We start from the raw sequence: 22,734 nt of genomic DNA on the forward strand, positions 1-22,734 counted from the left end.
TTGTGCACGAGTCGGTTACCGACTGGTAGCAAACAGTAGCCCACGCCACACCCGACTGAGAGGGAGACTCCACGTTGAGGGTCGTCATCGCCCGCTGCCAGGTCGACTACGCCGGTCGGCTGACCGCTCACCTGCCCATGGCCACGCGCGTCATCATGGTCAAGGCCGACGGTTCGGTCCTCGTTCACTCCGACGGTGGCTCGTATAAGCCACTGAACTGGATGAGCCCTCCGTGCACGCTGCGCGAGGAGGTCGCCGAAGACGGAGTCACCGAATGGACGGTGTCGGCGGCCAAATCCGATGACACCCTGAGGATCCGGATCGAGAAGGTCTTGCACGACACCTCGCACGACCTCGGCGTCGACCCGGGGCTGCGCAAGGACGGCGTGGAGAAGCACCTGCAGGAGCTGCTGGCCGAGCACACGACGACCCTCGGCGAGGGCATGTCGCTGGTGCGCCGCGAGTACATGACGGCGATCGGCCCGGTCGACCTGCTGTGCCGGGACGCCGCCGGGGCGGCCGTGGCCGTGGAGATCAAGCGTCGCGGCGAGATCGACGGCGTGGAGCAGCTGACCCGGTACCTGGAGCTCATGAATCGCGATCCGCAGCTACGTCCCGTGCGCGGCGTTTTCGCGGCCCAGGAGATCAAGCCCCAGGCACGTGTGCTCGCCGAGGACCGCGGTATCCGCTGCGTCGTGGTGAACTACGACGAGCTGCGCGGCATCGACGACCCGAGCCTGCGCCTGTTCTAGCGCCTGACCAGAGGGCGGTGGGTTACGCACCTCTCGACCGAGCTGAGGCGTGCGTAACCCACCGCTCACCGAAGCGAGAGGTGCGTAACCCACCGCTCACCGAAGCGAGAGGTGCGTAACCCACCGCTCACCGAAGCGAGAGTGGTCAGGCGCCGGCGACGGGCGGGGCCATCGGGTCGGAGTCCGGCCCGGAGTCCTCGCGGGCGACCCAGTCCTCGATACGCTCCAGATCATCCTTGGAGCGGGTCACGACCGCCAGCAGATCGCTCATCGTGGCGACCTCCTCGACCTGCTCCTTGATGAACCACTGCATGAACTGGTCCGAGGCGAAATCCGAGGCCTCTCGCGCCACCCGCGTCAGCTCGTTGATCTGCTCGGTGACCCGCTTCTCCTGAGCCAGCGCGAGCTCCACGGGAGACACCACATCGGCGAAGTCCATCCGGGGCGCGTCGAGGGCCGGGATGACGACCTGCTCGTCGGCATCGAGCAGGTACTGCACCATCATCATCGCGTGGTCGCGCTCCTCGAGCGCCTGTGCGTAGAACAGCGCCGCCATCTGCGGCATCGTCAGGGCGTCGTAGTACGTCGCGATCGCCACATACTGCTGGTGTGCCGCGAACTCGTGACCGATCTGCTCTTGCAGCTTCTCGACGAATGCGGGTGCCGCCATGTGCATGTCTCCTGTCTCGAGGTGAGGTCAGGCTCACCTGTCGCTGGTACCGTTCACCTCGTGCCCAAGCCCCCGAAACGCAAGTGCTGCGAGAGCACACCGCGCTGTCAGCGGTGCCCGCTGCGCATGCTCAAGGAGGGCACGCTCCCCGCAGAGTACACCGTCAAGAAGCGACGGCTGGTGATGGCGGACGGCTCACCGCTGCCCAAGAAGGACAAGAAGAAAAAGGGCAAGAAGAAAAAGAAGAAGGCGCGCGCGGAGAAGAAGGCCGCGAAGGCATCGGCCGCCCTCGTCTTTAACGCCTCTGCCGTCGGCGGTGAGCCAACACGTATCTGAAGGCCACTAGTGCGTGCTGGCGCACCGCCCAGGCACCGGGTGCGGGATCACTCACCGCCTGCCGTCGGTCAGTCCAGGCCGTTCGCCTTGCGGATCTCCTCGACCACACGACCCATGATGTCGGTCATGCCGAAGTCCTTCGGCGTGAAGACCGCGGCGATGCCTGCGGCTTCGAGCTTGCGACCGTCCGAGTCGGGGATGATGCCGCCCACGATGATCGGCACATTGTCCAGGCCGGCCTCAGAGAGTCCTCGCTGCACGTCCGGCACCAACTCCATATGGGAGCCCGAGAGGATGGACAGACCCACGACGTCGACGTCCTCGGCCACCGCGGCGGAGACGATCTGATCGGGGGTCAGCCGGATGCCCTGGTAGATGACCTCGAAACCGGCATCGCGGGCGCGCACCGCCACCTGCTCGGCACCGTTGGAGTGGCCATCGAGGCCGGGCTTGCCGACCAGGAAGCGCAACCGACGTCCGCCGAGCTCCTCGCCCGTACGCCGGACCTGCTCGCGGACGGCCGTGAGCTCGGCACCCGCCTCGGTGACGCCCACGACGCCACCGACCCCGGTGGGTGCGCGGTACTCGCCGAAGACCTCGCGCAGCGCCCCGGCCCACTCCCCCACGGTGGCCCCGGCGCGCACCGCGGCGAGCGTCGCCTCCATCAGGTTCTCATCGGTCTTGGCCACGGACTGGACCCGCGCGAGCGCGTCGTCCACCACGGCCTGGTCGCGCTGCTCGCGCCACTGCTGCACGTCGGCGACCGCATTGGCCTCGGCCTGCGGGTCGGCGACCATGATCGCGGCATCGAGGTCCTCCGTCAGCGGGGAGGGCTCGGTCTCGGTATAGGAGTTGACGCCGACCACCTTGAGCTCGCCGTTCTCGATCCTGGCGCGCCGCTCCGCGTGCGACGACACGAGGGCCTGCTTCATGTACCCGGACTCGACCGCCGGGACGGCACCGCCCATCGCCTGGACGCGGTCGATCTCCGCCTTGGCGCCCTCGACGAGCTCGTTCACCTTCGCCTCAATGACATGCGACCCGTCGAAGATGTCCTCGTATTCGAGCAGATCGGACTCGAAGGCCAGGACCTGCTGCAACCTCAGCGACCACTGCTGGTCCCAGGGACGCGGCAGCCCGAGCGCCTCATTCCACGCCGGCAGCTGGACGGCGCGCGCCCGGGCCCGCTTGCTCAGCGTCACGCCGAGCATCTCCAGCACGATGCGCTGGACATTGTTCTCCGGCTGCGCCTCGGTGAGTCCGAGGGAGTTGACCTGCACGCCGTAGCGGAAGCGCCGCATCTTCTCCTCGGTGACGCCGTAACGCTCGCGGGCGATCTCCTCCCACAGCTGCGTGAAGGCGCGCATCTTGCACATCTCCTCGATGAAGCGCACACCGGCGTTCACGAAGAAGGAGATACGTCCGACGACCTTCTCGAACTTGTCCTCGGGCACCTGACCGGAGTCCTTGACCGCGTCGAGCACCGCGATCGCCGTCGACAGCGAGAAGGCCAGCTCCTGCACCGGCGTGGCACCGGCCTCCTGGAGGTGATAGCTGGAGATATTGAGCGGATTCCACTTCGGGATGTTGTTGACCGTGTAGGCGATCATGTCGGTGGTCAACCGCATCGACGCCTCCGGCGGGAACACATAGGTCCCGCGCGAGAGGTACTCCTTGATGATGTCGTTCTGCGTGGTGCCCGCGAGCGCCGCCGCGTCCACGCCCTGCTCCTCGGCCGCCACTTGGTACATCGCCAGGAGCCACATCGCCGTCGCGTTGATCGTCATCGACGTGTTCATCTCGTCGAGCGGGATGTCCTGGAAGAGCCGCCGCATGGCGCCCAGGTGCGGGATCGGCACGCCGACCTTGCCGACCTCGCCGCGCGACAGCACGTGGTCGGGGTCGTAGCCGGTCTGCGTCGGCAAATCGAAGGCGACCGAGAGACCGGTCTGCCCCTTCGCGAGGTTGCGGCGGTACAGCGCGTTCGACTCCGCGGCGGAGCTGTGGCCGGCATAGGTGCGCATCACCCAGGGCTTGTCAGGCATGGCCACACGTTACCGCCAGGTAAAGCACCCCGTCACCCATGGTCGGGTGATGCAGGTCACCCCGCTCAGAGGCGTGGTGCGAGCAGGTCGCGGCGAATCACGTGCTTGGTGATCTTCCCCGAGGGATTGCGCGGGAGCTCGGGCACGCGGACCACCTCTCGCGGGAGCTTGTAGCGGGCGAGCTTGTCGCCGAGGTACTCCCGTAGTTCCTCCACCGTGATCTCTTCGTCGTCCCCGCTGACGTACACGGCGACGACGACCTCGCCCCACTCGGGATCCGGCCGGCCGACGACGGCGACATCGGTCAGCCGCGGATGACCGCGCAGCACCTCCTCGACCTCCTGAGAGTGCACGTTCTCGCCCCCGACGATGATGATGTCCTTCAGGCGGTCGACGATGAACAGATAGCCGTCCTCGTCCATGCGGGCGACATCGCCGGTGCGGAACCACGGGCCCGCGAACACCGCGTCGGTCGCCTCGGGATTCTCGTGGTAGCCGATCATCCGGGTGTCGGCTCGCAGCCAGATCTCCCCGGTGCCGCCCGGTCCGACATCGCGGCCGTCCAGGTCGACGACACGCAGGTCTACGCCGACGTGCCCGCCCCGCCCGATCGATCCGGCCTTGGCGATCTGCTCCTCGGGATAGAGCGCCGTCCCCACCGGACCCATCTCGCTCATGCCGTAGACCTGGAAGAAGCGATCGGTCCTGTAGGCATCGATGAGCGAGGTCGCGACCTCTCGACCGAGGGGTGCTCCGCCGTACAGCCACGTGTCGACGCTCGACAGGTCGAAGGACTCCAGATCGATCGCGCCGGTCCGCGCGAGCTGCAGCGGCATCGTGTAGGCGATCGGCGCGCCGAAGAAGGCCGTGATCCGGTGCCGTTGGACGTTCTGAAGCATCTCGACCGGGTGATACTCGCGCTGCAGCACGACGGTCGCGCCGAGGAACATCATGGTGAGGAACCAGCAGTTGAGCGGCGCGGCGTGCCAGATGGGCATCGCCAGCAGGAAGCGCTCGCGCGAGGTGAACCCGAGGGTCGCGGCGAGAAGAGGCGCGGCGCTGCTGATGGTGCGGTGGGTGTGCACGCAGGCCTTCGGCGCACTCGTGGTGCCCGAGGTGAAGAGCAGCTGCGCCGGGGTGTCCAGGTCGTCGTCGACGGGGGCCGCGATCGGCTCGCAGGAGCGCGAGAGCTCATCGAAGTCCTCCAGCCCCTCCGCCGGAGCCTCGGTCGACAGCCAGCTGACGCCCGGGGCGGCCTCGGTCGCCGTACGGGCCAGCTCACCGGCCACGATGCCGAGAACCGCGCCGCTGTGCCCGGCCGCGTGACGGACCTCGGGCACGGCGAGCTTGTGATTGACCGGCACGAGAACGGCTCCCGCGAACCAGGCCGCGAAGGCCGCCACGGTGAACCCGGGGGTGTTGAACGACATGATGGCCACACGGTCACCCGGCCGCACTCCGCGCTCGACCAGGGCAGTCGCACCGCGGCGCGACCTCTCGAGCAGCTCCGCATAGGTGAGGGTCTCGTCGCCGTAGACGATCGCCTCGGTGTCGGGCGCGGAACGGGCGGCGCGTTCGAGGACCGCTGTCAGGTGCATGGGGCTTCTCCAAGTCCGAGGGGTGACGGTAGTATTGAACCACGCTTCAATTCTTCAGTAGGGGGTCGGTCATGCCGTACCGCGAGACGGACGCCACCCGGCGACGCGCCGAGGAACGCCGCTCCTCCCTGCTCACAGCGGCGCGCGCCCTCGTCGCCCGGCACGGATTCGCGGGGGCCAAGGTCTCGGCGATCGCCGACGCCGCCGGGACCAGCACCGGTCTCGTCTACTCCTACTTCGACAATCGCGACGAGCTGCTCGCCACGGTGTTCCGCGAGTCCGCCTCACATGAGCTGGCCATGACGCGACACGCCACGACGACCTCGGGCCCGGACGTGGCCGGCCGCCTCGAGGCCTTCATCCGCACCTTCGCCGGTCGCGCCCTCCGGGGCCGTCAACTGGCCTGGGCCCTTCTCTTCGAGCCGGTGTCGGCGCTCGTCGAGGCCGAACGACTCGTCTATCGGCGTGCCTATATCGACATCGCGGAGCACCTGGTGCGCGACGGCATCGACACCGGGGCCTTCGCGCCCCAGCATCCGGGAGTCAGCGGTGCGGCCACGATCGGCGCGATCAGCGAATCGCTCATCGGCCGCCTCAATCCGCTCGGCCACGACAGCCTCGACGGCCTGCCCGACGAGACCATCGTGGACGACATCGTCCTCTACTGCCATCGCGCTCTCGGCGCGTCTGTCATCGAACCGAAGGAGACATCACGATGAGCCGCACCCATGAGGTCCTCAACCAGTCGCCGCCTCGCGTGGACGTCAACGAGTACACGGCCAACACCGCGCTTGTCGAGGCCGTGGCCCGCTATGACGCGGACTGGGCGCACGATGCGCTCGTCGAGGCCGGCGCGCTCGTCGGGCGCGCGGACTTCCAGCACGATGCCGAGATCGCCAACACGATCACCCCGGTGCACCACAGCCACGATCGCTGGGGGCACCGCGTCGACGAGATCGAGTTCCATCCCGCGTACCACCGTATCTTCGGCGAGGCGATCGCACGTGGCGCTCACACCTCCTGCTGGACCGAGGATCGCAAGGGCGCACACGTCGCCCGCGCCGCGATGTTCATGCAGTTCGGGCAGATCGAGTCCGGTCACTCGTGCCCGGTGAGCATGACCCATGCCGTCGTGCCCTCTCTGCAGCTCGCCGAGGCGCCCCTCCGCGAGTTCTGGCTGCCCAAGGTCTTCGCCACCTCCTACGACCCCGAGCTGCGCGATCCGGCCACCAAGGCCAGCGCCGTGTTCGGCATGGCCATGACGGAGAAGCAGGGTGGCTCGGACGTGCGCGCCAATACGACGCGCGCCGTGCCGGCGGCCGATGGCACCTGGCGCATCACCGGTCACAAGTGGTTCTGCTCGGCGCCGCAGTCGGACGCATTCTTGATGCTGGCTCGGACCGAGTCCGGACTGTCCTGTTTCCTGGTCCCCCGCGTGCTGCCCGGCGGCGAGCTGAACCGGTTCTTCGTCCAGCGACTCAAGAACAAGCTCGGCAACAAGTCCAATGCGTCCTCGGAGATCGAGGTGGACGAGGCCACCGGATGGCTCGTCGGCGACGAGGGACGCGGCGTGCGCACCATCATCGAGATGGTCAACCAGACCCGGCTCGACTGCATCTTCGGCTCAGCCTCGGGCATGCGTCAGTCGGTCGCCGAGGCCGCCTGGCACGCCGCGCACCGGCGCGCCTTCGGTGCGACGCTCATCGACCAGCCGGCGATGGAGCAGGTCATCGCCGACCTGCACCTCGAGGCCGAGGCGGCGACCTGGACGGCGATGCGCATGGCGGCGGCCTTCGACGCCGCCGACGAGCAGTCGACCGCCTTCGCCCGGCTCGGCACCGCCGTCGCGAAGTACTGGATCTGCAAGCGCGGCCCGCACCATGCCTATGAGGCGATGGAGTGCCTGGGCGGCAATGGCTACACGGAGGACTTCCCGCTGGCCCGCCGCTACCGCGAGCAGCCTGTGATGGCGATCTGGGAGGGATCGGGCAATGTCATCGCCCTCGACGTCCTGCGCGCCATGGCGCGCGAGCCGCACGCGGTCGAGGCCTTCGTCGACGAGGTGAGCCGGGCGCGCGGCGCCTCCGCGGGCTTCGACGCGCATCTGGACCGCATGGGCGCACTGCTCGGTCATGCGGCCCAGGACCCGGCTGCCGCGCCCGCCTTCGCCCGCCGGGTGGTCGAGTCGATGGCACTCGCACTGCAGGGTTCGGTGCTGCTCCGCGAGGCACCGACGGCGGTGGCCGATGCCTTCGTCGCCGGCCGTCTCGGTGACGATCGTTCCTTCGAGTACGGCGGCCTGCCCGACGGCGTCGACACCACCGCCCTCGTCGCCCGCGCCCAACCCCGTTGACCCTGGGGGCGCGTAACTGAAGCCCTAGACTCGGGGCATGGTGAACCTGACGCGCATCTACACCCGTACGGGCGACGACGGCACGACGGCGCTCGTCGACATGAGCCGGACCTCGAAGAACGATACGCGGCTCGTGGCGTATGCCGATGTCGACGAGGCGAACAGTCACATCGGCGTGGCCCTGGCCATCGGCGGATTGGACGACGCCGTCAGCGCCATCCTCACGCACATCCAGAACGATCTGTTCGACGTGGGTGCCGACCTGGGCGCCCCCGTCGTGGACGACCCCGAGTTCCCTCCCCTGCGGATCGAACCGGACTACGTCGAGCGGCTGGAGGGATGGTGCGACGAGTACAACGCCCTGACTCCGAAGCTCCGCTCGTTCATCCTGCCCGGCGGGACCCCGGCCGCCGCGCAGCTGCACGTCGCGCGCACCGTCGCACGACGCGCCGAACGATCGGCCTGGGCTGCGCTCGACGAGCACGGCGACAGCATGAACGTCCTCACCGCGAAGTACCTCAACCGACTGAGCGATCTGCTGTTCATCCTCGCGCGCCACGCCAATCTCGAGCACGGAGACGTGCTCTGGGTGCCGGGGGGCGAGCGCGGCGGCCAGCAGCCCTGAGCCCGGACACGACGACGGGGCCGCCCCGAAGGAGCGGCCCCGTCGTCGACTCGTCGTCTCGTACCGGTGATCAGTACCAATCGATCCGGAACGGCGCGAACGAGGTGACAGGCGCCGTCTTGGACGACGTCGTGACCGAGCTCTTGGTGGAGGTGTCGGCGGGGGCAGCATTCGAGGGAGCCGGGATGGCAATCACCATCGCGGCTGCCACGAACGTCGAGGCGATGATCTTCTTCACCTGCTCATCGTGACACAAAGTGACCCCCGGTCGGTAGTGCTTACAGCACATTGTTGACGCCCTGGCCCGGCGGGGAGGATTCGAGCCACGCCAGCAGGCCCGTGAGCGACGAAGGGCTCAGGGCCAGCTGCCGGATGGGCGTGGGGCTCTGTGCGTCGACGATGACGTGACTGTCGTGCAGGGCGTAGGCCTCGGCGCCCTGCGGGACACGTCGTCCATCGATCTGGACCGCACCGCGCGGGAGCCGGTACTTGGGTCGCGGCGAGAGAGAGAATCCGCGGAACCACTCGATCTCCGTCGACCGGTACACCGCGATACCGAGCATCCACCCGCGTGCCGATGCCTCAGGGTGGCGGTTGACGCTCATCTCGAAGGCGCCCCCGCGGCGCGTCAGCCAGCGGCGACGCACCACGAGAGCGACCAGCAAGAACGCTGAGAGGGCGACGAGCAGCGCCAGGGAGTCGACCAGCCACAGCCACAGCGGCACGATCTACTCCCCGGCCAACTCAGGCTGCCTTGCCCAGCAGGCGCAGCTTCACCTCGGCACGATGGCGTGCCTCGTCGTCGTTGTTCGCCTCGGCCTCGGACAGCTCATGGCGGACCTGCGCCTCGTCGATCTCCTCCAGCAGCCAGGTGTCCTCGCTGAGGATCGACACGTGATTGTCGGCCACCGAGAGGAAGCCGTCGCCCACCGCGGCCTGGACGATCGCGCCGTCGACCGGCTTGATCATCACGACACCGGGCACCAGCAGCGACAGCAGCGGAGCGTGATCGACGAGCACGCCGAGGTCGCCCTCGGACGTGCGGGCGATGACCTCCGAGGCCTCACCGGACCAGACCACGCGATCGGCCGCGACGAGCTCGATCTGCAGTGCGCCCGCCATCAGGAGTTCTTCTGGATCTCGGCCCACTTCTGATCGACGTCGTCCAGACCGCCGCACATGAAGAAGGCCTGTTCGGCCACGTGGTCGTAGTCGCCGTCGCAGATCTTGGTGAACGCCTCGATCGTCTCCGACAGCGGGACCGTCGAGCCCTCGATGCCGGTGAACTGCTTGGCCACGTAGGTGTTCTGGCTGAGGAAGCGCTGGATACGACGGGCGCGCGAGACGATCGTCTTGTCCTCTTCGCTGAGCTCGTCGACACCGAGGATCGCGATGATGTCCTGCAGCTCCTTATTGCGCTGCAGGATCGACTTGACCCGGGTGGCGGTGTTGTAGTGATCCGCGCTGATGTAGCGGGGATCGAGGATCCGCGACGTGGAGGTCAGCGGGTCGACCGCCGGATAGATGCCCATCGACGCGATCTCACGGTTGAGCTCGGTCGTGGCGTCCAGGTGCGCGAAGGTCGTGGCCGGAGCCGGGTCGGTGTAGTCATCGGCCGGCACGTAGATCGCCTGCATCGAGGTGATCGAGTGGCCACGCGTCGAGGTGATCCGCTCCTGCAGCACGCCCATCTCATCGGCGAGCGTCGGCTGGTAGCCCACGGCCGAGGGCATGCGGCCCAGCAGCGTCGAGACCTCCTGGCCGGCCTGCGTGAAGCGGAAGATGTTGTCGATGAACAACAGCACGTCCTGCTTCTGCACATCGCGGAAGTACTCGGCCATCGTCAGCGCCGACAGGGCCACGCGCAGGCGCGCTCCCGGCGGCTCGTCCATCTGGCCGAAGACGAGCGCCACCTTGTCGAAGACGCCGGACTCCTGCATCTCGTCGATGAGGTCGTTGCCCTCACGCGTGCGCTCACCGACACCGGCGAACACCGAGACGCCGTCGTGGTCCTTGGCGACGCGGGCGATCATCTCCTGGATCAGCACGGTCTTGCCGACGCCGGCGCCGCCGAACAGGCCGATCTTGCCGCCCAGCACGTAGGGGGTCAGCAGGTCGATGACCTTGATGCCCGTCTCGAACATCTCGGTCTTGGACTCGAGCTGATCGAAGGCCGGGGCCTTGCGGTGGATGCCCCACCGCTCCTCGGGCTCGAAGGTCTCACCCTCGGCCAGGTTCATGACGTGGCCAGTGGTGTTGAACACCTTGCCCAGGGTCACCTCGCCCACGGGCACCGAGATCGGGCCGCCCGTGTTGGTCACGGTGCTGCCGCGCACGACGCCATCGGTCGGGCGGAGGCTGATCGCGCGGACCAGACCGTCACCGATGTGCTGGGCGACCTCGAGGGTCAGGGTCTCCTGCGCGCCCTCGATCTGGGTCTCGACGGTCAGGGCGTTGTAGATGTCGGGCATCGCATCGGACGGGAACTCGATATCGAGCACCGGACCGGTCACCCGGGCCACGCGACCCGTGGCGGTCTTCTTCTCTTCGACGGTGGCAGTCATGTCTCTCACTCACTCCCAGCGGCGTCGGCAAGCGCGTTAGCGCCACCCACGACCTCGCTGATCTCCTGGGTAATGCCGGCCTGGCGGGCCTGGTTGGCAATGCGGGTGTACTTGTCGATGAGGTCCTCGGCGTTGTCCGTCGCGGACTTCATGGCCTTCTGACGGGCGGCGAGCTCGGAGGCTGCCGCCTGCAGCAGGCAGTAGTAGATGCGGCTGTGCACGTACTTGGGCAGCAACGCGTCCAGCACCTCGTGGGTGCTGGGCTCGAACTCGTACAGCGGCAGCAGCTCACCCTCCTCGGGCGGCTCGGTGCCCTCGACGACCTCCAGCGGAAGCAACCGGATCGTGGTCGGCTCCTGCGTCAACATCGAGCGGAAACGCGTGAACACGATGTGCAGCTCGTCGACCGCGCGCGCCGGATCGACCGCCTCCTCTGCCGACTCATCGGCATTGAAGGCCTCGACCAGCGTGTTGCCGATCTCTCGTGCCTCCTCATAGGAGGGCCTGTCCGAGAAACCGGTCCACGCGCGGACGAAATCGCGCTGACGGAACGTGAAGTACGCCTCGGCCTTGCGGCCGGCGAGGTAGAAGTCGACCTCCTTGCCCTCGCCGCGCAGCTTCTCAGCCAGCCGCTCGGCCTCCTTGAGCGCATTCGAGGAATACGCTCCGGCCAGACCGCGGTCGCTGGAGATGACCAGCACGGCCGCCTTGGTGGGGTTCTCCTTTTCCGTCGTCAACGGATGGTCGACATCGGAGAAGGTGGCCACCGCGGAGACCGCTCGGGTCAGCTCACGGGCATACGGCGCCGCCGCCGCCGCGTACTGCTGCGCCTTGATGATGCGCGAGGCGGCGATCAGCTCCATGGCACGCGTGATCTTCTTGAGCGACTGCGTCGACCTGATCTTCGCGCGGTATTCGCGGAGCGAGACGGCCATGCTCAGCCTCGCTTCTGCTTGACGATCTGCTCCTGCTCGACGTCCTCGTCCTCGAGCGCCTCGAACTCTTCGTGACCGGCCTTGATCGACTGACCTTCGCTGGTCTCGAACTGGTCGAGGAACGAGTCGTAGGCGGACTCCAGCGCCGAGCCGTTGTCATCCTCGAACCGTCCGCTCTCACGGATCGCGTCGAGGATGCCGCTGTGCGAGCGCTTGACGTAGTCGAGGAACTCGGACTCGAAGCGACGGACATCGCTGACCGGAACCGGATCGAGCTTGCCGTTCTGGATCGCCCAGAGCGAAACCACCTGCTGCTCCATCGGATACGGAGCGTACTGGCCCTGCTTGAAGACCTCCATGATCCGCTGACCGCGAGCGAGCTGCGCCTTGGACGCCGCGTCGAGATCCGAGGCGAACATCGCGAAGGCTTCCATCGCGCGGTACTGCGCGAGCTCGACCTTCAGCGAGCCGGTCACGGCCTTCATCGCCTTGGTCATCGCGGCGCCGCCGACGCGCGACACCGAGATGCCGACGTCGACCGCGGGACGCTGGTCGGCGTTGAAGAGATCCGACTGCAGGAAGATCTGACCGTCGGTGATCGAGATGACATTGGTCGGGATGTACGCCGACACGTCGTTGGCCTTGGTCTCGATGATGGGCAGACCCGTCATCGAGCCGGCGCCGAGATCGTCGCTCAGCTTCGCGCAACGCTCCAGCAGGCGGCTGTGCAGGTAGAAGACGTCACCGGGGTACGCCTCACGGCCCGGCGGACGGCGCAGCAGCAGCGAGACGGCGCGGTAGGCCTCCGCCTGCTTCGAGAGGTCGTCGAAGACGATGAGGACGTGCTTGCCCTCGTACATCCAGTGCTGGCCGATGGCCGAGCCGGTGTACGGGGCCAGGTACTTGAAGCCGGCCGAGTCCGAGGCCGGGGCCGCGACGATCGTGGTGTACTCCAGCGCGCCGGACTCCTCCAGAGCGCCACGCACCGAGGCGATGGTCGAGCCCTTCTGGCCGATGCCGACGTAGATGCAGCGCACCTGCTTCTCCGGATCGCCCGTCTCCCAGAACTGCTTCTGGTTGATGATCGTGTCGATCGCGATGGCGGTCTTGCCGGTCTGCCGGTCGCCGATGATCAACTGGCGCTGACCGCGGCCGATCGGGGTGAGCGAGTCGATCGCCTTGATGCCGGTCATCAGCGGCTCGTGCACGCTCTTGCGCTGCATGACCGTGGGTGCCTGCAGCTCAAGCGCGCGGCGGCCGACCGTCTCGACCTCGCCGAGGCCGTCGATGGGATTGCCCAGCGGGTCGACGACGCGGCCGAGGTAGCCGTCGCCGACCGGGACGGAGAGCACCTCGCCCGTGCGGCGGACCTTCTGGCCCTCCTCGATCCCGGCGAAGTCACCGAGGATGACGACACCGATCTCGCGCACGTCCAGGTTCAGCGCGAGGCCGAGCGTGCCGTCCTCGAACTCCAAGAGCTCATTGGCCATCGCCGAGGGGAGACCCTCGACGTGGGCGATGCCGTCGGAGGCATCGGAGACGATGCCGACCTCCTCGGCCTTGTCCGCGGTCGGCTTGTAGTCCGACACGAACTTCTGCAACGCGTCGCGGATCTCGTCCGGACGGATCGAGAGTTCCGTCATGTGTGGTGCCTGCCTTCTTGAGGTAGAGAGATCGGGGTCAGCCTGCGAGGGCCCGGCGGGCGGACTCGAGGCGGGTGGACATCGTGGCGTCGACGACTTCATCGCCCACCGTGACCGCGACGCCGCCGACGACGGCCGGATCGACGATCACATTGAGCTGGACCTCGGCGCCGTACTTGCGCTGCAGCACCGACGCCAGTCGCTCGCGTTCGGCGTCATCGAGGTCGTAGGCGGCCCGCACAGTGGCCGCCAGACGTCCGCGGCGCTGGGCGACGAGGACGTTGAAGCCTTCGAGCACCTTCTCGAAGGACCCGGTCCGAGCCACGGTGGCCTGCTGGAGCACCGCCAGGGCGGTGGGGACGACCTTGTCGCCCAGCACATCGGCCAGGAGCTGCTTGCGGGCCGCCACCGGAGCGGACTTGTCGCTCACCGCGCGACGAAGGTCGACATCGCCCAAGACGGCCTGCCCGGCCTCGAAGAGGCCGGTCTCGAAGCGCTGGCCTTCGCCAGCGTCCTGAGCCGAGCGCACGTAGGCGGCGATACCGGCTTGCTCGAGCCCATCGGCGAGGTCACGCCCGGCCGCCCACCGGCCGCCCACAGCTGTGCGCAGCACGCCGACGGTGTCGGCCGAGAACGTGCCCCCGAAGACGGAGGACGCCAGATCCTGCTTGGCCTCCGTATCCGTCGAGGGGTCCGTCAGCACACGACGCAATGCGGGGTTGGCGTCGAGGACGTCGACCGCGGCCAACAGCTGGGTGCCGAGCTCGGCGACATCGCCCTGGACCGCGTCGACCGCGGCCAGGACCTCGTCGCGAGACTTCGCTGACGTTCCGCGCATCAGTTGGCAGACCCCTCGAGCTCGTCGATGAAGCGAGCGACCGTGCGCTTCTGCCGTTCATCGTCGGCCAGCGACTCGCCGACGATCCGCTCGGCGAGCTCGGTCGCGAGCGCGCCGACCTCGCTCTTGAGCTGAGCGAGGACCTGCGAGCGCTCCGCCTCGATCTGCGCGTGGGCGGTCGAGGTGATGCGTTCGGCCTCGGCCTGAGCCTGGCCGCGCATCTCGGCGACGATCTGCGCGCCCTGCTCCTTGGCCTCCTCGCGGATGGCCGCTGCCTCATGACGGGCATCGGCCAGCTGTGCGGTGTACTGCTCGAGCGCAGCCTTGGCCTCGGCCTGCGCCTGCTCGGCGTCGGCGATGCCGCCCTCGATCGCGGCCGTCCGGTCGGCGTACGCCTTCTCGAAGCGCGGAACCACGAACTTGGCGATCGCAGCGACGAGCAGAAGGAAGACGACCGCGCCCAGAACGATCTCGCTGAGGTGCGGAATCAGCGGATTGGGTTCACCGCTGGCCGCCATAAGCGATTCGGACATGATGCTCCTTGGGTCTCGTACGCCAGTTCAGAGGCCGGCGATCAAATGACGAATGCGAGCGCGATGCCGATGATGGCGAGCGCCTCGGCCAGGGCGAAGCCCAGGATCGCGATCGGCTGCAGACGCGACTGCGACTCGGGCTGACGGGCGACGCCGTTGATGTACGCGGCGAAGATCAGACCCACGGCGATGGCCGGGCCGATGGTCGCCAGGCCGTAGCCAATCATGTTAAGGGAGCCCACGGGCTTTTCCTTTCGTCGTGACGCACCAAGCGTCTCTTCTGGACCGGATCGGTCCGTTGTTCTCGGTCGTATTCAGTTGTGCCGTCCCGGGTTTCCCCGAGACGAAGCCAGATGAGCTCAGTGCTCGTCAGCGAGCGACTCGCCCAGGTAGGTGGCGGCGAGCAGCGTGAAGACATAGGCCTGGAGGAACATGATCAGCAGCTCCAGGACGGTGACGGCCCCGAACATGACGGCCGACAGGATGCCCGCGAAGCCGTTGATGAGGCTCTGCGACTCGAAGAGCAGGTACTCCGCGCCGAAGGCGAACAGCATGAGCAGCAGGTGGCCGGCGAACATATTGGCGAACAGACGCAGCGAGAGCGTCGCGGGGCGCACGAGGATATTGGAGAGGAACTCCAGCGGGATGATGATGATCAGCACCGGGCCCTTGACGCCGCTGGGGATCGTGACGTGCTTGAGGTAGCCACCGAAGCCGTGCTTGCCGATGCCGACGCCGATGTAGAGGATCCAGACCAGCAGCGCGAGGGCGAGCGGGAAGCCGAAGTGCGCCATCGGGGGGTACTGGACGACCGGGATCAGGCCGAAGTAGTTGTTGACCGCGATGAACAGGAAGAGGCTGAACAAGAAGGGCACGAACTTCATGAACTTCTCGGAGCCGATCGCGTCGCGGGCGATGCCATTGCGCACGAAGCCGTAGACGGCCTCCCCCGCATACTGCAAGCGCCCGGGCACAACGGCGGCCGGGCGCGCAGCGAAATAGCTGAAGGCGAAGACGAGGACCGCCGCGAGCACCACGAGCATCATGGGCTTCGTGACCTCGCCGAAGACCGGCGGCAACTGGAAGTCGGCTGGGCCGGGCGGCTGGAATCCATTGCCTCCGGCAGTGCTGATCACGGTCGCGATCGTCAAGTCGTCATTCCTTCATGTGGCGCGGTCGGGTGCTGAACCGCCTGGGCGTGCGTCACGATGCAGTGCTCGGGAAATCCGTCACTTGCTCGTACCTAAGCTATCAGGGCCCTTGTCCTCGTCGTCAGGCAGGTCGAACATCGGAATCCTGGCGCGAGTCGCATCGACGGTGCTCACGGCCATCCAGACGAGCGTCACGACGATGACGGTGCCCGCGACCGCCGCACGGTGCAGGGGGCCCGCGGGCTCGGCGAACCGGTCCACGACCACGAAGAAGGCCAGCAGCGCGACGACCTTGGTGAAGTAGAACAGCATGGCGGTCGCCAGCGAGGCATGTGGCAGCACCGCGACGATCGGACCGAGGAAGGCCTTCGTCGAGCCGAAGAACACGATCACCAGAGCTCCGCCGACCGCCGCGCTGCCGGCCCCGGATGCTCCGTACTCGGCTGCGGCCACGGCGGCACAGACGACGATGGCGATGAACGCGGCGGCACCGGTGAAACGCCGGGGCTGCCTCACTTCCATACGCGCTCCTCGATTCGGGGCAGGAGAAGCATGGCCGCGGCCGTCAGAGCGGCGAGCACCCCGAACACCACCACGAGCTGCCAGCCGCTGAAGAGGCTGACGATGACGACGCCGAAGGCGACGAGCGCGGCGGACGCGTACATCAACAGGACGGCGCGGCGATGTGAGTGGCCGATCTCGAGCAGCCGATGATGCAGGTGCATCTTGTCCGGGGCCCAGGGCGACTGACCGGCGCGCGTCCGGCGCACGACGGCGAGCACCATGTCGAGGAAGGGGATGAGCAGGATCGCGAACGGCAGGATGAGCGGCAGGTAGGCGGCCAGGAAGCTCGCGTCCGCTCCCCCGATGCCCTCGGAGATGCTGGTGGCCGGGAACTGTCCGGTCAGGCTGATCGCCGAGCAGGCGAGCACGAAGCCGATCAGCATCGATCCGGAGTCGCCGATGAACATCTTGGCCGGGAAGAAGTTGTGCGGGAGGATCCCGAGACAGGCACCTGCCAGCCCGGCGGTCAGCAGCGCCGACGACATCGCGCGGGACTCGCCGTTCTCGACCGCCAGCACGAAGGCGTACAGGAAGAACGCGATCGCGCCGATGCCGACGATTCCCGCCGCCAGACCGTCGAGACCGTCCACGAAGTTGACGGCGTTGACCGTGGCGACGATGACGAAGACGGTCAGGATCATCGCCTGGATCTGATCGAGCCCGAAGTAGGTGCCCGGCAGCGGCAGATAGATGAACTGGACGCCCATCGCCACGACGACGACTCCGGCGAAGACCTGCCCGGCCAGCTTGCTCAGGGCGTCGAGCTCGAAGACATCGTCGATGATCCCGACCGCGCAGATGATCGCCCCGCCGATCAGCACGGCGCGTGCGTCCTCGAAGACGGTCGTCCCCGCTCGCGACAGGAACGGCAGCTGCGTGGCGACCACGAAGGCGGCGATGAGTCCGAGCAGCATGGCCGGTCCGCCGAAGTACGGCATCGGCACCGCGTGCACGTCACGGTCGCGTACCTTGGCGACGGCCCCGAGCGAGTGCGCCGACTGACGCGCCACCGACGCGAGCAGATAGGTGACCGCGAGGGCGATGCCGAACACGACGAGGTATTCGCGCACTAGGGAGCGTCCTGCGCGGGCTCGATGGTGTTGTTGAAGGCGTGGAGCGTCTCCAGCGCCACCGCGCCATGGCGCAGCACACGCGGACTCGAGCCGGTGGCGTCGAGGATCGTGGAGGGCACCGCGTCGGCCGTCGACCCCCCGTCGAGGTAGACCGTCACGTTGTCGCCGAGCATCTCCTCCGCCTCGCCGACCGTCGTGGCGGGAGGCTCCCCCGTGCGATTCGCGCTGCTCACCGCGAGAGGGCCGGTGACATCGAGCAGTCGCCGGGTCCGTTCATCGGCGGGGACGCGCACGGCGACCGTCCCGTGCGTCTCTCCGAGATCCCACGTGAGCGAGGGCTGGGCCTGCAGGACGACGGTCAAGGCGCCCGGCCACACCTCGCCCAGCAGGCGGCGCAACCATCCCGGGACATCCGCGACGAGTGCATCGAGGGTCTCGGGACGGCCGATCAGGACCGGAGGGGGCTGACTTCGCGTTCGGCCCTTGGCGTCGAGCAGACGGCGCACAGCGGTGGGCGAGAAGGCATCGGCCCCCACGCCGTACACCGTGTCGGTCGGCACCACGATCAGCTGTCCGGCGCGAACGGCCTGACTGGCCGCCGCGATGCCGCCTTCGAGATCGGTGGTGAGGTCGCGCGTCGTCACGCCCGCCAGCGTAGCCGCCGCTTCCCGGCCACCCACCGCGCCCTCGTGCGTCAGCGCCGGCGCCCGGAGACCGATGATGATGTGTTGCGGTCGCTATGGCAGCCGCAACGCATCGTCGTCCGTCCGGGCGCGCACGAAAGTTGATGCACCGGGGTCGCCCTGGCGACCGCTACGCATCATCATCAGTGCGCGGCGTAGGCGATCGGGAGCGCCACCATCGCGAAGCGCGCCAGTCGGCCGACGAACACCGCCACACTGAACAGCACGATGTTCTGCCGGGCGACACCGGCCATCACCGCGACGATGAACAGCGGCGGTATCCCGAAGATGGCAGCGGCCAGGATGGTCAAGGGGCCGAGGCGCGGGTCCCCGAGCCAGGTGAGGAGCAGGTCACCGGTCTGCCGAATCCACAGCCGGATCCGCGATGTCGGCGGCGGGAGGCTGTCACGGGACTGGGCCTTGCCCACGCCGAGCTTCTGCGAACCACCGCGGGCGAGGACGAAGAGCACGACCTTGCCGGCCACGGTGCCGAGCGCCATGGCGATCACCGCGAGCACCGTGGTGCTGGGCTGGGCCGCCGCGGCGACGACACCGACGTAGAGCTCGGAATTGAAGATCGGGATGATCGAGGACAGCACACCGAAACCGAGTGCGCTGATCACCGTCAGCAGATCATTCACACTCGGCCCTCCGAAGGCCGCAGACCGGCGTGGCCGTCACGCCGCGATTTCCCGCGCCGATGCCAGTCTCGCCACCCGCACTGCGCTGGCGATCTTGACGGCAATCTGTGCCAACACGATGATCAGCGCCACCCACAGGTTGCCGATGACGACGGCCACGACGATGCCGACATTGTTGAGCGCCTTGGCCGGATGCGACCAGTTGTACCGGAAGACCTTCTGATCCACCTGCGCGAAGTAGTTGGGGCTCACCAGGGGCCACAGTAGGAAGGACAGCGAGAGCACATTGTCGACCACCATGAAATTGAGCAGGAAGATGGCGATCGGCACCACCAGGTGCGGCTGCTCGAGGATCAGGCCGCACGCGAGGAGGGCGGTGCACAGACGGTCGCTGCAGATGTCGAACACGGCACCGGCACGCGTCTCCTGGTCCAGGATACGGGCGAGCAGGCCGTCGAGGCTGTCCCCCAGCCAGTAGGTGAGATAGCCGGCGATGAGCCACGGCACCCGGTCATCGGCGCTGAGCGCCACGAGCGCCAGCGCGGTCGCGGCAACCGTCCGCACGATCGTGACGAGGTTCGGAACCGTGCGAAACGGGCCCGGACCGGGCAGGTGCGTACTCACGGTCAAACCCTACGATGCCGCAGAGAACGACCGTGGACGGGTGCCGCAGTCACCGAAGCTGTGGCTTGCGGGCTGTCAGGAATCTCGGCCGTTCGGCGAGGTCACGATGATCCTGGACATCGGTCCACCGCCGCGCGAACACCTCCGGCGCGCTGACTGCCTGCGCGTCGGCGTGCTCCGCGCCGACCACTCCCCCGGGACGCAACAGACGCCAGGCGGTCTGTTCCAGCACCCGCATGGCGTCCAGGCCGTCCTCGCCGGACCAGAGCGCCAGCGACGGATCGTGGTCGCGGACCTCGGCCGCCACGCTCTCCCATGCCTCGAGGGGGATATAGGGCGGATTCGAGACGACGACGTCCACCTGCCCGGTGAGGTCCTCGAAGGCATCGGCCATATCGCCGTGACGCAGGTCCACGCCCGTGCCGTCGAGATTCCGCTGGGCCCAGCCGAACGCCCGTTCGTCGAGCTCGACGGCATGGACGCGGGCCTTCGGCACCTCGTGCACGAGCGACAGTGCGATCGCGCCCGAGCCGGTGCACAGGTCGACGACGACGGGATCGTCCCGAGTCGATGCCTGCTCGACGGCCCAGCCGGCCAGCAGCTCGGTCTCGGGCCGCGGCACGAAGACGCCGGGTCCGACGTCCAGCTCGACATAGCGGAAGGCAGCCGACCCGGTGAGGTGCTGTAGCGGCACCCGTCGGCTGCGTGCCTCGACCAGCTCGCGATAGGAACGTCGTTGCACGTCGTCGAGGCGCGCGGACACGATCAGCAGCGCGCGCGGCACACCGGTGACATAGGACATCAGCAGCTCGGCATCGGCCCGCGGGGACGCGACCCCGGCGGCCGCCAGCTCGCCCTCGGCCCGCTCGAGCTCTGCCCGCGTACTCATCGCTGTCCCACCTGTACCGAGATGTGCTCGCCATGAGTCGACCGGAGCCCACTGGGGTTGACGAATGGGGAGCACATCTCGGTACAGGGTGCGTTCATGCGCGGTCCTCGAGGGAGGCGAGCCGTTCGGCGAGGTCGGCCTCGACCAAGGAGGCGATGACGCCGTCGAGTGCCCCGTCCATGACCTGGTCGAGGTTGTAGGACTTGTAGCCCGTGCGGTGGTCGGAGATGCGATTCTCCGGGAAGTTGTACGTGCGTACGCGCTCGGAGCGGTCGACGGTGCGAACCTGCGACTTGCGGACATCGGCGGCCTCCGCGTCCGCGGCAGCCTGCGCGGCATCCAGCAGCCGCGACCGCAGCACGCGCAATGCCTGCTCCTTGTTCTGCAGCTGGCTCTTCTCGTTCTGCATGCTCACGACGATGCCGGTCGGCAGGTGCGTGATCCGCACGGCCGAGTCGGTCGTGTTGACGCTCTGACCGCCGGGCCCGGAGCTGCGGAAGACGTCGATGCGCAGATCGTTGTCGTTGATCTCGACATCGATCTCCTCCGCCTCGGGCAGCACCAGCACACCGGCGGCAGACGTGTGGATGCGCCCCTGCGACTCGGTCACCGGCACCCGTTGGACCCGGTGCACGCCGCCCTCGAACTTCAGCTTGGCGTACGGCGCCTCGCCTGGATCGGGCGTGCCCTTCGCCTTCACCGCCATCGTCACCGACTTATAGCCGCCGAGGGCGGACTCGGTGGCATCGAGGATCTCGGTGCGCCATCCGTGCTGCTCGGCGAAACGGGTGTACATGCGCAGGAGGTCGCCGGCGAACAGGGCCGATTCCTCGCCGCCCTCGCCACCCTTGATCTCGACGATGATGTCCTTGCCATCGGAGGGATCGCGCGGGACGAGCAGCTGCTGGAGCCGCTCAGCCAGCTGGTTCGCCTGCTGTTCCATCTCGTCGATCTCGTCGTCGAGGCCGAGTTCACGGGCGGCGCCGAGGTCGGCGGTCGCCTCCTGCCATGCGCGATAGGTGCGCACGATGGCACCGAGCTCGGCGTAGCGCTGCCCGAGCCGCTTGGCGCGGGCGGGGTCGCTGTGGACGGCAGGGTCGGCCATCGCCGTCTCCAGCTCGTGATGCTCACGAACGAGCTGATCGACCGCCTCGAACACATCGACTCCTCACGTCACGACGGGTCTGGAAACACCAGAACGCCGGCCCTGTCGTGCAGGACCGGCGTTCGGACGGACTTACTTCTTGCCGTAACGCTTCTCGAAGCGCGCGACGCGTCCACCGGTGTCGAGGATCTTCTGCTTGCCCGTGTAGAACGGGTGGCAGGCCGAGCAGACGTCGGCACGGATGTTGCCCTCGGTGGCGGTGCTGCGCGTGGTGAACGTGTTGCCGCAGGTGCAGGTGACCTGGGTCTCCACGTACTCGGGGTGGATGCCTTGCTTCATGATGAGTCCTCTCTGCAGGTCGCTGGGTCGAGCCGCGGCGCGCCTCGTGAACCAGAACCAAGGAACGATTCTGCCAGTTGCCCCCTTGTCAACGACACCCGGGGCGGCTTTGTTCCCCACCGGCGGCCAGGGGCCCCGACCTCCCCCGCCTGGGGCGGTGAGCTAGGCACGTCTCCCCGCGGGGGGCGGTGAGCTACGCACGTCTCAGAAGCGCGGAGAGGTGTCTCATCCACCGCTCATGATCGAGAACGGACGCCTCAGCACCGCCCGCGGTCAGAGCAGCTTCTCGATATCCGGCGCGATCGACTCGGGCTTGGTCTGCGGCGCGTAACGCTTGACCACCTCGCCCTCGCGATTGACCAGGAACTTGGTGAAGTTCCACTTGATGGCACCCCCGAGCACACCGGACTTCTCGTCCTTGAGCCACCCGTAGAGCGGATGCGCGTCCTCACCGTTGACATCGATCTTGGCGAACATCGGGAACTGGACGCCGAAGCTGGACTCGCAGAAGGTGGCGATCTCGTCCTCCGTGCCGGGCTCCTGGTGGCCGAACTGGTCGCAGGGGAAGCCCAGCACGACGAATCCTCGCTCGCGGTAGGTCTCGTACAGCTCTTCCAGTCCGGCGTATTGCGGCGTGAAGCCGCACTGCGAGGCGGTATTGACCACGAGCGCGACCTGGCCTCGGTAGTCCGCGAGCTGGCGCTCGGCGCCGTCGATCCCCGTCGCCGTGAAGTCATAGGCAGTCGTCATGGGGCCCAGGTTACTGTCCCCTC

Annotated in this window: 27 protein-coding genes; 5 read left to right on the forward strand and 22 right to left on the reverse strand. The window is 67.7% G+C overall.

The genetic code is table 11. From position 1 onward, the window contains the following. Positions 1-74: 74 nt before the first annotated feature. Entirely contained in the window at positions 75-752 is a 678-nt protein-coding gene (nucS, locus tag FNM00_RS03880; protein WP_143911693.1) for an endonuclease NucS, read from the forward strand. 145 nt (positions 753-897) lie between these two features. On the opposite strand, the gene FNM00_RS03885 is transcribed toward nucS, so the two are convergent. Then, complete coding sequence (locus FNM00_RS03885; RefSeq protein WP_143911694.1) at positions 898-1,422, reverse strand: ferritin; 525 nt, start codon at positions 1,420-1,422, stop codon at positions 898-900. A 60-nt stretch (positions 1,423-1,482) separates the two neighbouring features. Here FNM00_RS03885 and FNM00_RS03890 point away from each other — a divergent pair, with 60 nt between their 5' ends. Beyond that, a complete protein-coding gene (locus FNM00_RS03890; RefSeq protein WP_143911695.1) occupies positions 1,483-1,758 on the forward strand; it encodes a hypothetical protein in 276 nt (91 codons plus the stop codon). A 68-nt stretch (positions 1,759-1,826) separates the two neighbouring features. Here FNM00_RS03890 and FNM00_RS03895 read toward each other — a convergent pair whose 3' ends face one another. Both FNM00_RS03895 and FNM00_RS03900 read right to left on the reverse strand, forming a co-directional pair. Beyond that, a complete protein-coding gene (locus tag FNM00_RS03895) occupies positions 1,827-3,803 on the reverse strand; it encodes a protein meaA (protein ID WP_143911696.1) in 1,977 nt (658 codons plus the stop codon). 65 nt (positions 3,804-3,868) lie between these two features. Then, a complete protein-coding gene (locus FNM00_RS03900) occupies positions 3,869-5,401 on the reverse strand; it encodes a class I adenylate-forming enzyme family protein (RefSeq protein WP_143911697.1) in 1,533 nt (510 codons plus the stop codon). 71 nt (positions 5,402-5,472) lie between these two features. On the opposite strand from FNM00_RS03900, the gene FNM00_RS03905 reads away from it, so the two are divergent. From FNM00_RS03905 to FNM00_RS03915, 3 genes are read left to right on the forward strand one after another with little or no spacing between them, the layout of a single operon-like run. Next, the gene (locus tag FNM00_RS03905; protein WP_143911698.1) at positions 5,473-6,120 is read left to right on the forward strand and encodes a TetR/AcrR family transcriptional regulator; all 648 of its coding nucleotides are present in this window, start codon (positions 5,473-5,475) and stop codon (positions 6,118-6,120) included. Beyond that, positions 6,117-7,754 (forward strand): acyl-CoA dehydrogenase family protein, encoded by a 1,638-nt coding sequence (locus tag FNM00_RS03910; protein ID WP_185972957.1) that lies wholly within the window; start codon positions 6,117-6,119, stop codon positions 7,752-7,754. Before FNM00_RS03905 ends, FNM00_RS03910 begins: the two co-directional genes overlap by 4 nt. A gap of 37 nt (positions 7,755-7,791) precedes the next feature. Beyond that, positions 7,792-8,379 carry a cob(I)yrinic acid a,c-diamide adenosyltransferase gene (locus FNM00_RS03915; protein ID WP_143911700.1) on the forward strand — a complete coding sequence of 196 codons (588 nt, stop codon included), beginning with the start codon at positions 7,792-7,794 and terminating at the stop codon, positions 8,377-8,379. Between the two features lie 70 nt (positions 8,380-8,449). Here the strand turns inward: FNM00_RS03915 and FNM00_RS18750 are convergent, their stop codons facing one another. The 19 genes from FNM00_RS18750 to FNM00_RS04005 all read right to left on the reverse strand — a co-directional run bounded on the left by FNM00_RS18750 (position 8,450) and on the right by FNM00_RS04005 (position 22,711). After that, the gene (locus FNM00_RS18750) at positions 8,450-8,617 is read right to left on the reverse strand and encodes a hypothetical protein (protein ID WP_185972958.1); all 168 of its coding nucleotides are present in this window, start codon (positions 8,615-8,617) and stop codon (positions 8,450-8,452) included. Positions 8,618-8,657: 40 nt separating this feature from the next. Next, positions 8,658-9,104, reverse strand: a complete 447-nt coding sequence (locus FNM00_RS03920) for a DUF2550 domain-containing protein (protein ID WP_185972959.1) — start codon at positions 9,102-9,104, stop codon at positions 8,658-8,660. A 19-nt stretch (positions 9,105-9,123) separates the two neighbouring features. Then, positions 9,124-9,501 (reverse strand): F0F1 ATP synthase subunit epsilon, encoded by a 378-nt coding sequence (locus tag FNM00_RS03925; RefSeq protein ID WP_143911702.1) that lies wholly within the window; start codon positions 9,499-9,501, stop codon positions 9,124-9,126. Continuing rightward, positions 9,501-10,943 carry a F0F1 ATP synthase subunit beta gene (gene atpD, locus FNM00_RS03930; RefSeq protein WP_143911703.1) on the reverse strand — a complete coding sequence of 481 codons (1,443 nt, stop codon included), beginning with the start codon at positions 10,941-10,943 and terminating at the stop codon, positions 9,501-9,503. The genes FNM00_RS03925 and atpD overlap by 1 nt, the downstream gene beginning before the upstream one ends. 5 nt (positions 10,944-10,948) lie before the next feature. Continuing rightward, positions 10,949-11,878, reverse strand: coding sequence for a F0F1 ATP synthase subunit gamma (locus FNM00_RS03935; protein WP_143911704.1), 930 nt, complete (start codon positions 11,876-11,878; stop codon positions 10,949-10,951). A gap of 2 nt (positions 11,879-11,880) precedes the next feature. Further along, positions 11,881-13,521, reverse strand: coding sequence for a F0F1 ATP synthase subunit alpha (gene atpA, locus FNM00_RS03940; RefSeq protein ID WP_143911705.1), 1,641 nt, complete (start codon positions 13,519-13,521; stop codon positions 11,881-11,883). Positions 13,522-13,558: 37 nt separating this feature from the next. Then, a complete protein-coding gene (locus FNM00_RS03945) occupies positions 13,559-14,359 on the reverse strand; it encodes a F0F1 ATP synthase subunit delta (protein WP_143911706.1) in 801 nt (266 codons plus the stop codon). Further along, positions 14,359-14,892 carry a F0F1 ATP synthase subunit B gene (locus FNM00_RS03950; protein WP_143911707.1) on the reverse strand — a complete coding sequence of 178 codons (534 nt, stop codon included), beginning with the start codon at positions 14,890-14,892 and terminating at the stop codon, positions 14,359-14,361. The genes FNM00_RS03945 and FNM00_RS03950 overlap by 1 nt, the downstream gene beginning before the upstream one ends. A gap of 41 nt (positions 14,893-14,933) precedes the next feature. Beyond that, complete coding sequence (locus FNM00_RS03955; RefSeq protein ID WP_087622973.1) at positions 14,934-15,119, reverse strand: F0F1 ATP synthase subunit C; 186 nt, start codon at positions 15,117-15,119, stop codon at positions 14,934-14,936. Positions 15,120-15,251: 132 nt separating this feature from the next. Then, complete coding sequence (gene atpB / locus FNM00_RS03960) at positions 15,252-16,043, reverse strand: F0F1 ATP synthase subunit A (RefSeq protein WP_240190711.1); 792 nt, start codon at positions 16,041-16,043, stop codon at positions 15,252-15,254. Between the two features lie 78 nt (positions 16,044-16,121). Then, positions 16,122-16,565: a hypothetical protein gene (locus FNM00_RS03965; RefSeq protein WP_143911708.1), complete on the reverse strand. Its 444-nt coding sequence runs from the start codon at positions 16,563-16,565 to the stop codon at positions 16,122-16,124. Continuing rightward, a complete protein-coding gene (locus FNM00_RS03970; protein WP_143911709.1) occupies positions 16,556-17,677 on the reverse strand; it encodes an MraY family glycosyltransferase in 1,122 nt (373 codons plus the stop codon). Before FNM00_RS03970 ends, FNM00_RS03965 begins: the two co-directional genes overlap by 10 nt. After that, positions 17,677-18,324, reverse strand: a complete 648-nt coding sequence (locus tag FNM00_RS03975) for an L-threonylcarbamoyladenylate synthase (RefSeq protein ID WP_143911710.1) — start codon at positions 18,322-18,324, stop codon at positions 17,677-17,679. The genes FNM00_RS03970 and FNM00_RS03975 overlap by 1 nt, the downstream gene beginning before the upstream one ends. A gap of 182 nt (positions 18,325-18,506) precedes the next feature. Then, on the reverse strand, positions 18,507-19,004 hold the full coding sequence (locus tag FNM00_RS03980) for a YqaA family protein (RefSeq protein WP_143911711.1): 498 nt from the start codon (positions 19,002-19,004) through the stop codon (positions 18,507-18,509). Positions 19,005-19,040: 36 nt separating this feature from the next. Beyond that, entirely contained in the window at positions 19,041-19,628 is a 588-nt protein-coding gene (locus FNM00_RS03985) for a CDP-alcohol phosphatidyltransferase family protein (RefSeq protein ID WP_205197471.1), read from the reverse strand. Positions 19,629-19,677: 49 nt separating this feature from the next. Continuing rightward, on the reverse strand, positions 19,678-20,517 hold the full coding sequence (gene prmC, locus FNM00_RS03990; protein WP_143911712.1) for a peptide chain release factor N(5)-glutamine methyltransferase: 840 nt from the start codon (positions 20,515-20,517) through the stop codon (positions 19,678-19,680). A gap of 94 nt (positions 20,518-20,611) precedes the next feature. Beyond that, complete coding sequence (gene prfA, locus FNM00_RS03995; RefSeq protein ID WP_143911713.1) at positions 20,612-21,676, reverse strand: peptide chain release factor 1; 1,065 nt, start codon at positions 21,674-21,676, stop codon at positions 20,612-20,614. A 78-nt stretch (positions 21,677-21,754) separates the two neighbouring features. Beyond that, complete coding sequence (rpmE, locus tag FNM00_RS04000) at positions 21,755-21,961, reverse strand: 50S ribosomal protein L31 (RefSeq protein WP_087622967.1); 207 nt, start codon at positions 21,959-21,961, stop codon at positions 21,755-21,757. Positions 21,962-22,234: 273 nt separating this feature from the next. Then, a complete protein-coding gene (locus FNM00_RS04005) occupies positions 22,235-22,711 on the reverse strand; it encodes a glutathione peroxidase (protein ID WP_143911714.1) in 477 nt (158 codons plus the stop codon). Positions 22,712-22,734 lie beyond the last annotated feature (23 nt).

The organism is Aeromicrobium piscarium (genome assembly GCF_007421815.1).
GTDB classification, from domain to species: Bacteria; Actinomycetota; Actinomycetes; order Propionibacteriales; family Nocardioidaceae; genus Aeromicrobium; species Aeromicrobium piscarium.

What these genes read in the sequence shown, in the direction of transcription:
- FNM00_RS03885 (WP_143911694.1), bottom strand. Translation starts at nt 1,422, where the DNA reads ATGGCGGCACCCGCATTCGTCGAGAAGCTGCAAGAGCAGATCGGTCAC.
- FNM00_RS03895 (WP_143911696.1), bottom strand. Translation starts at nt 3,803, where the DNA reads ATGCCTGACAAGCCCTGGGTGATGCGCACCTATGCCGGCCACAGCTCC.
- FNM00_RS03900 (WP_143911697.1), bottom strand. Translation starts at nt 5,401, where the DNA reads ATGCACCTGACAGCGGTCCTCGAACGCGCCGCCCGTTCCGCGCCCGAC.
- FNM00_RS03905 (WP_143911698.1), top strand. Translation starts at nt 5,473, where the DNA reads ATGCCGTACCGCGAGACGGACGCCACCCGGCGACGCGCCGAGGAACGC.
- FNM00_RS03910 (WP_185972957.1), top strand. Translation starts at nt 6,117, where the DNA reads ATGAGCCGCACCCATGAGGTCCTCAACCAGTCGCCGCCTCGCGTGGAC.
- FNM00_RS03915 (WP_143911700.1), top strand. Translation starts at nt 7,792, where the DNA reads ATGGTGAACCTGACGCGCATCTACACCCGTACGGGCGACGACGGCACG.
- FNM00_RS03925 (WP_143911702.1), bottom strand. Translation starts at nt 9,501, where the DNA reads ATGGCGGGCGCACTGCAGATCGAGCTCGTCGCGGCCGATCGCGTGGTC.
- atpD (WP_143911703.1), bottom strand. Translation starts at nt 10,943, where the DNA reads ATGACTGCCACCGTCGAAGAGAAGAAGACCGCCACGGGTCGCGTGGCC.
- FNM00_RS03935 (WP_143911704.1), bottom strand. Translation starts at nt 11,878, where the DNA reads ATGGCCGTCTCGCTCCGCGAATACCGCGCGAAGATCAGGTCGACGCAG.
- atpA (WP_143911705.1), bottom strand. Translation starts at nt 13,521, where the DNA reads ATGACGGAACTCTCGATCCGTCCGGACGAGATCCGCGACGCGTTGCAG.
- FNM00_RS03945 (WP_143911706.1), bottom strand. Translation starts at nt 14,359, where the DNA reads ATGCGCGGAACGTCAGCGAAGTCTCGCGACGAGGTCCTGGCCGCGGTC.
- FNM00_RS03950 (WP_143911707.1), bottom strand. Translation starts at nt 14,892, where the DNA reads ATGTCCGAATCGCTTATGGCGGCCAGCGGTGAACCCAATCCGCTGATT.
- FNM00_RS03955 (WP_087622973.1), bottom strand. Translation starts at nt 15,119, where the DNA reads ATGATTGGCTACGGCCTGGCGACCATCGGCCCGGCCATCGCCGTGGGT.
- FNM00_RS03965 (WP_143911708.1), bottom strand. Translation starts at nt 16,565, where the DNA reads ATGGAAGTGAGGCAGCCCCGGCGTTTCACCGGTGCCGCCGCGTTCATC.
- prmC (WP_143911712.1), bottom strand. Translation starts at nt 20,517, where the DNA reads ATGAGTACGCGGGCAGAGCTCGAGCGGGCCGAGGGCGAGCTGGCGGCC.
- rpmE (WP_087622967.1), bottom strand. Translation starts at nt 21,961, where the DNA reads ATGAAGCAAGGCATCCACCCCGAGTACGTGGAGACCCAGGTCACCTGC.
- FNM00_RS04005 (WP_143911714.1), bottom strand. Translation starts at nt 22,711, where the DNA reads ATGACGACTGCCTATGACTTCACGGCGACGGGGATCGACGGCGCCGAG.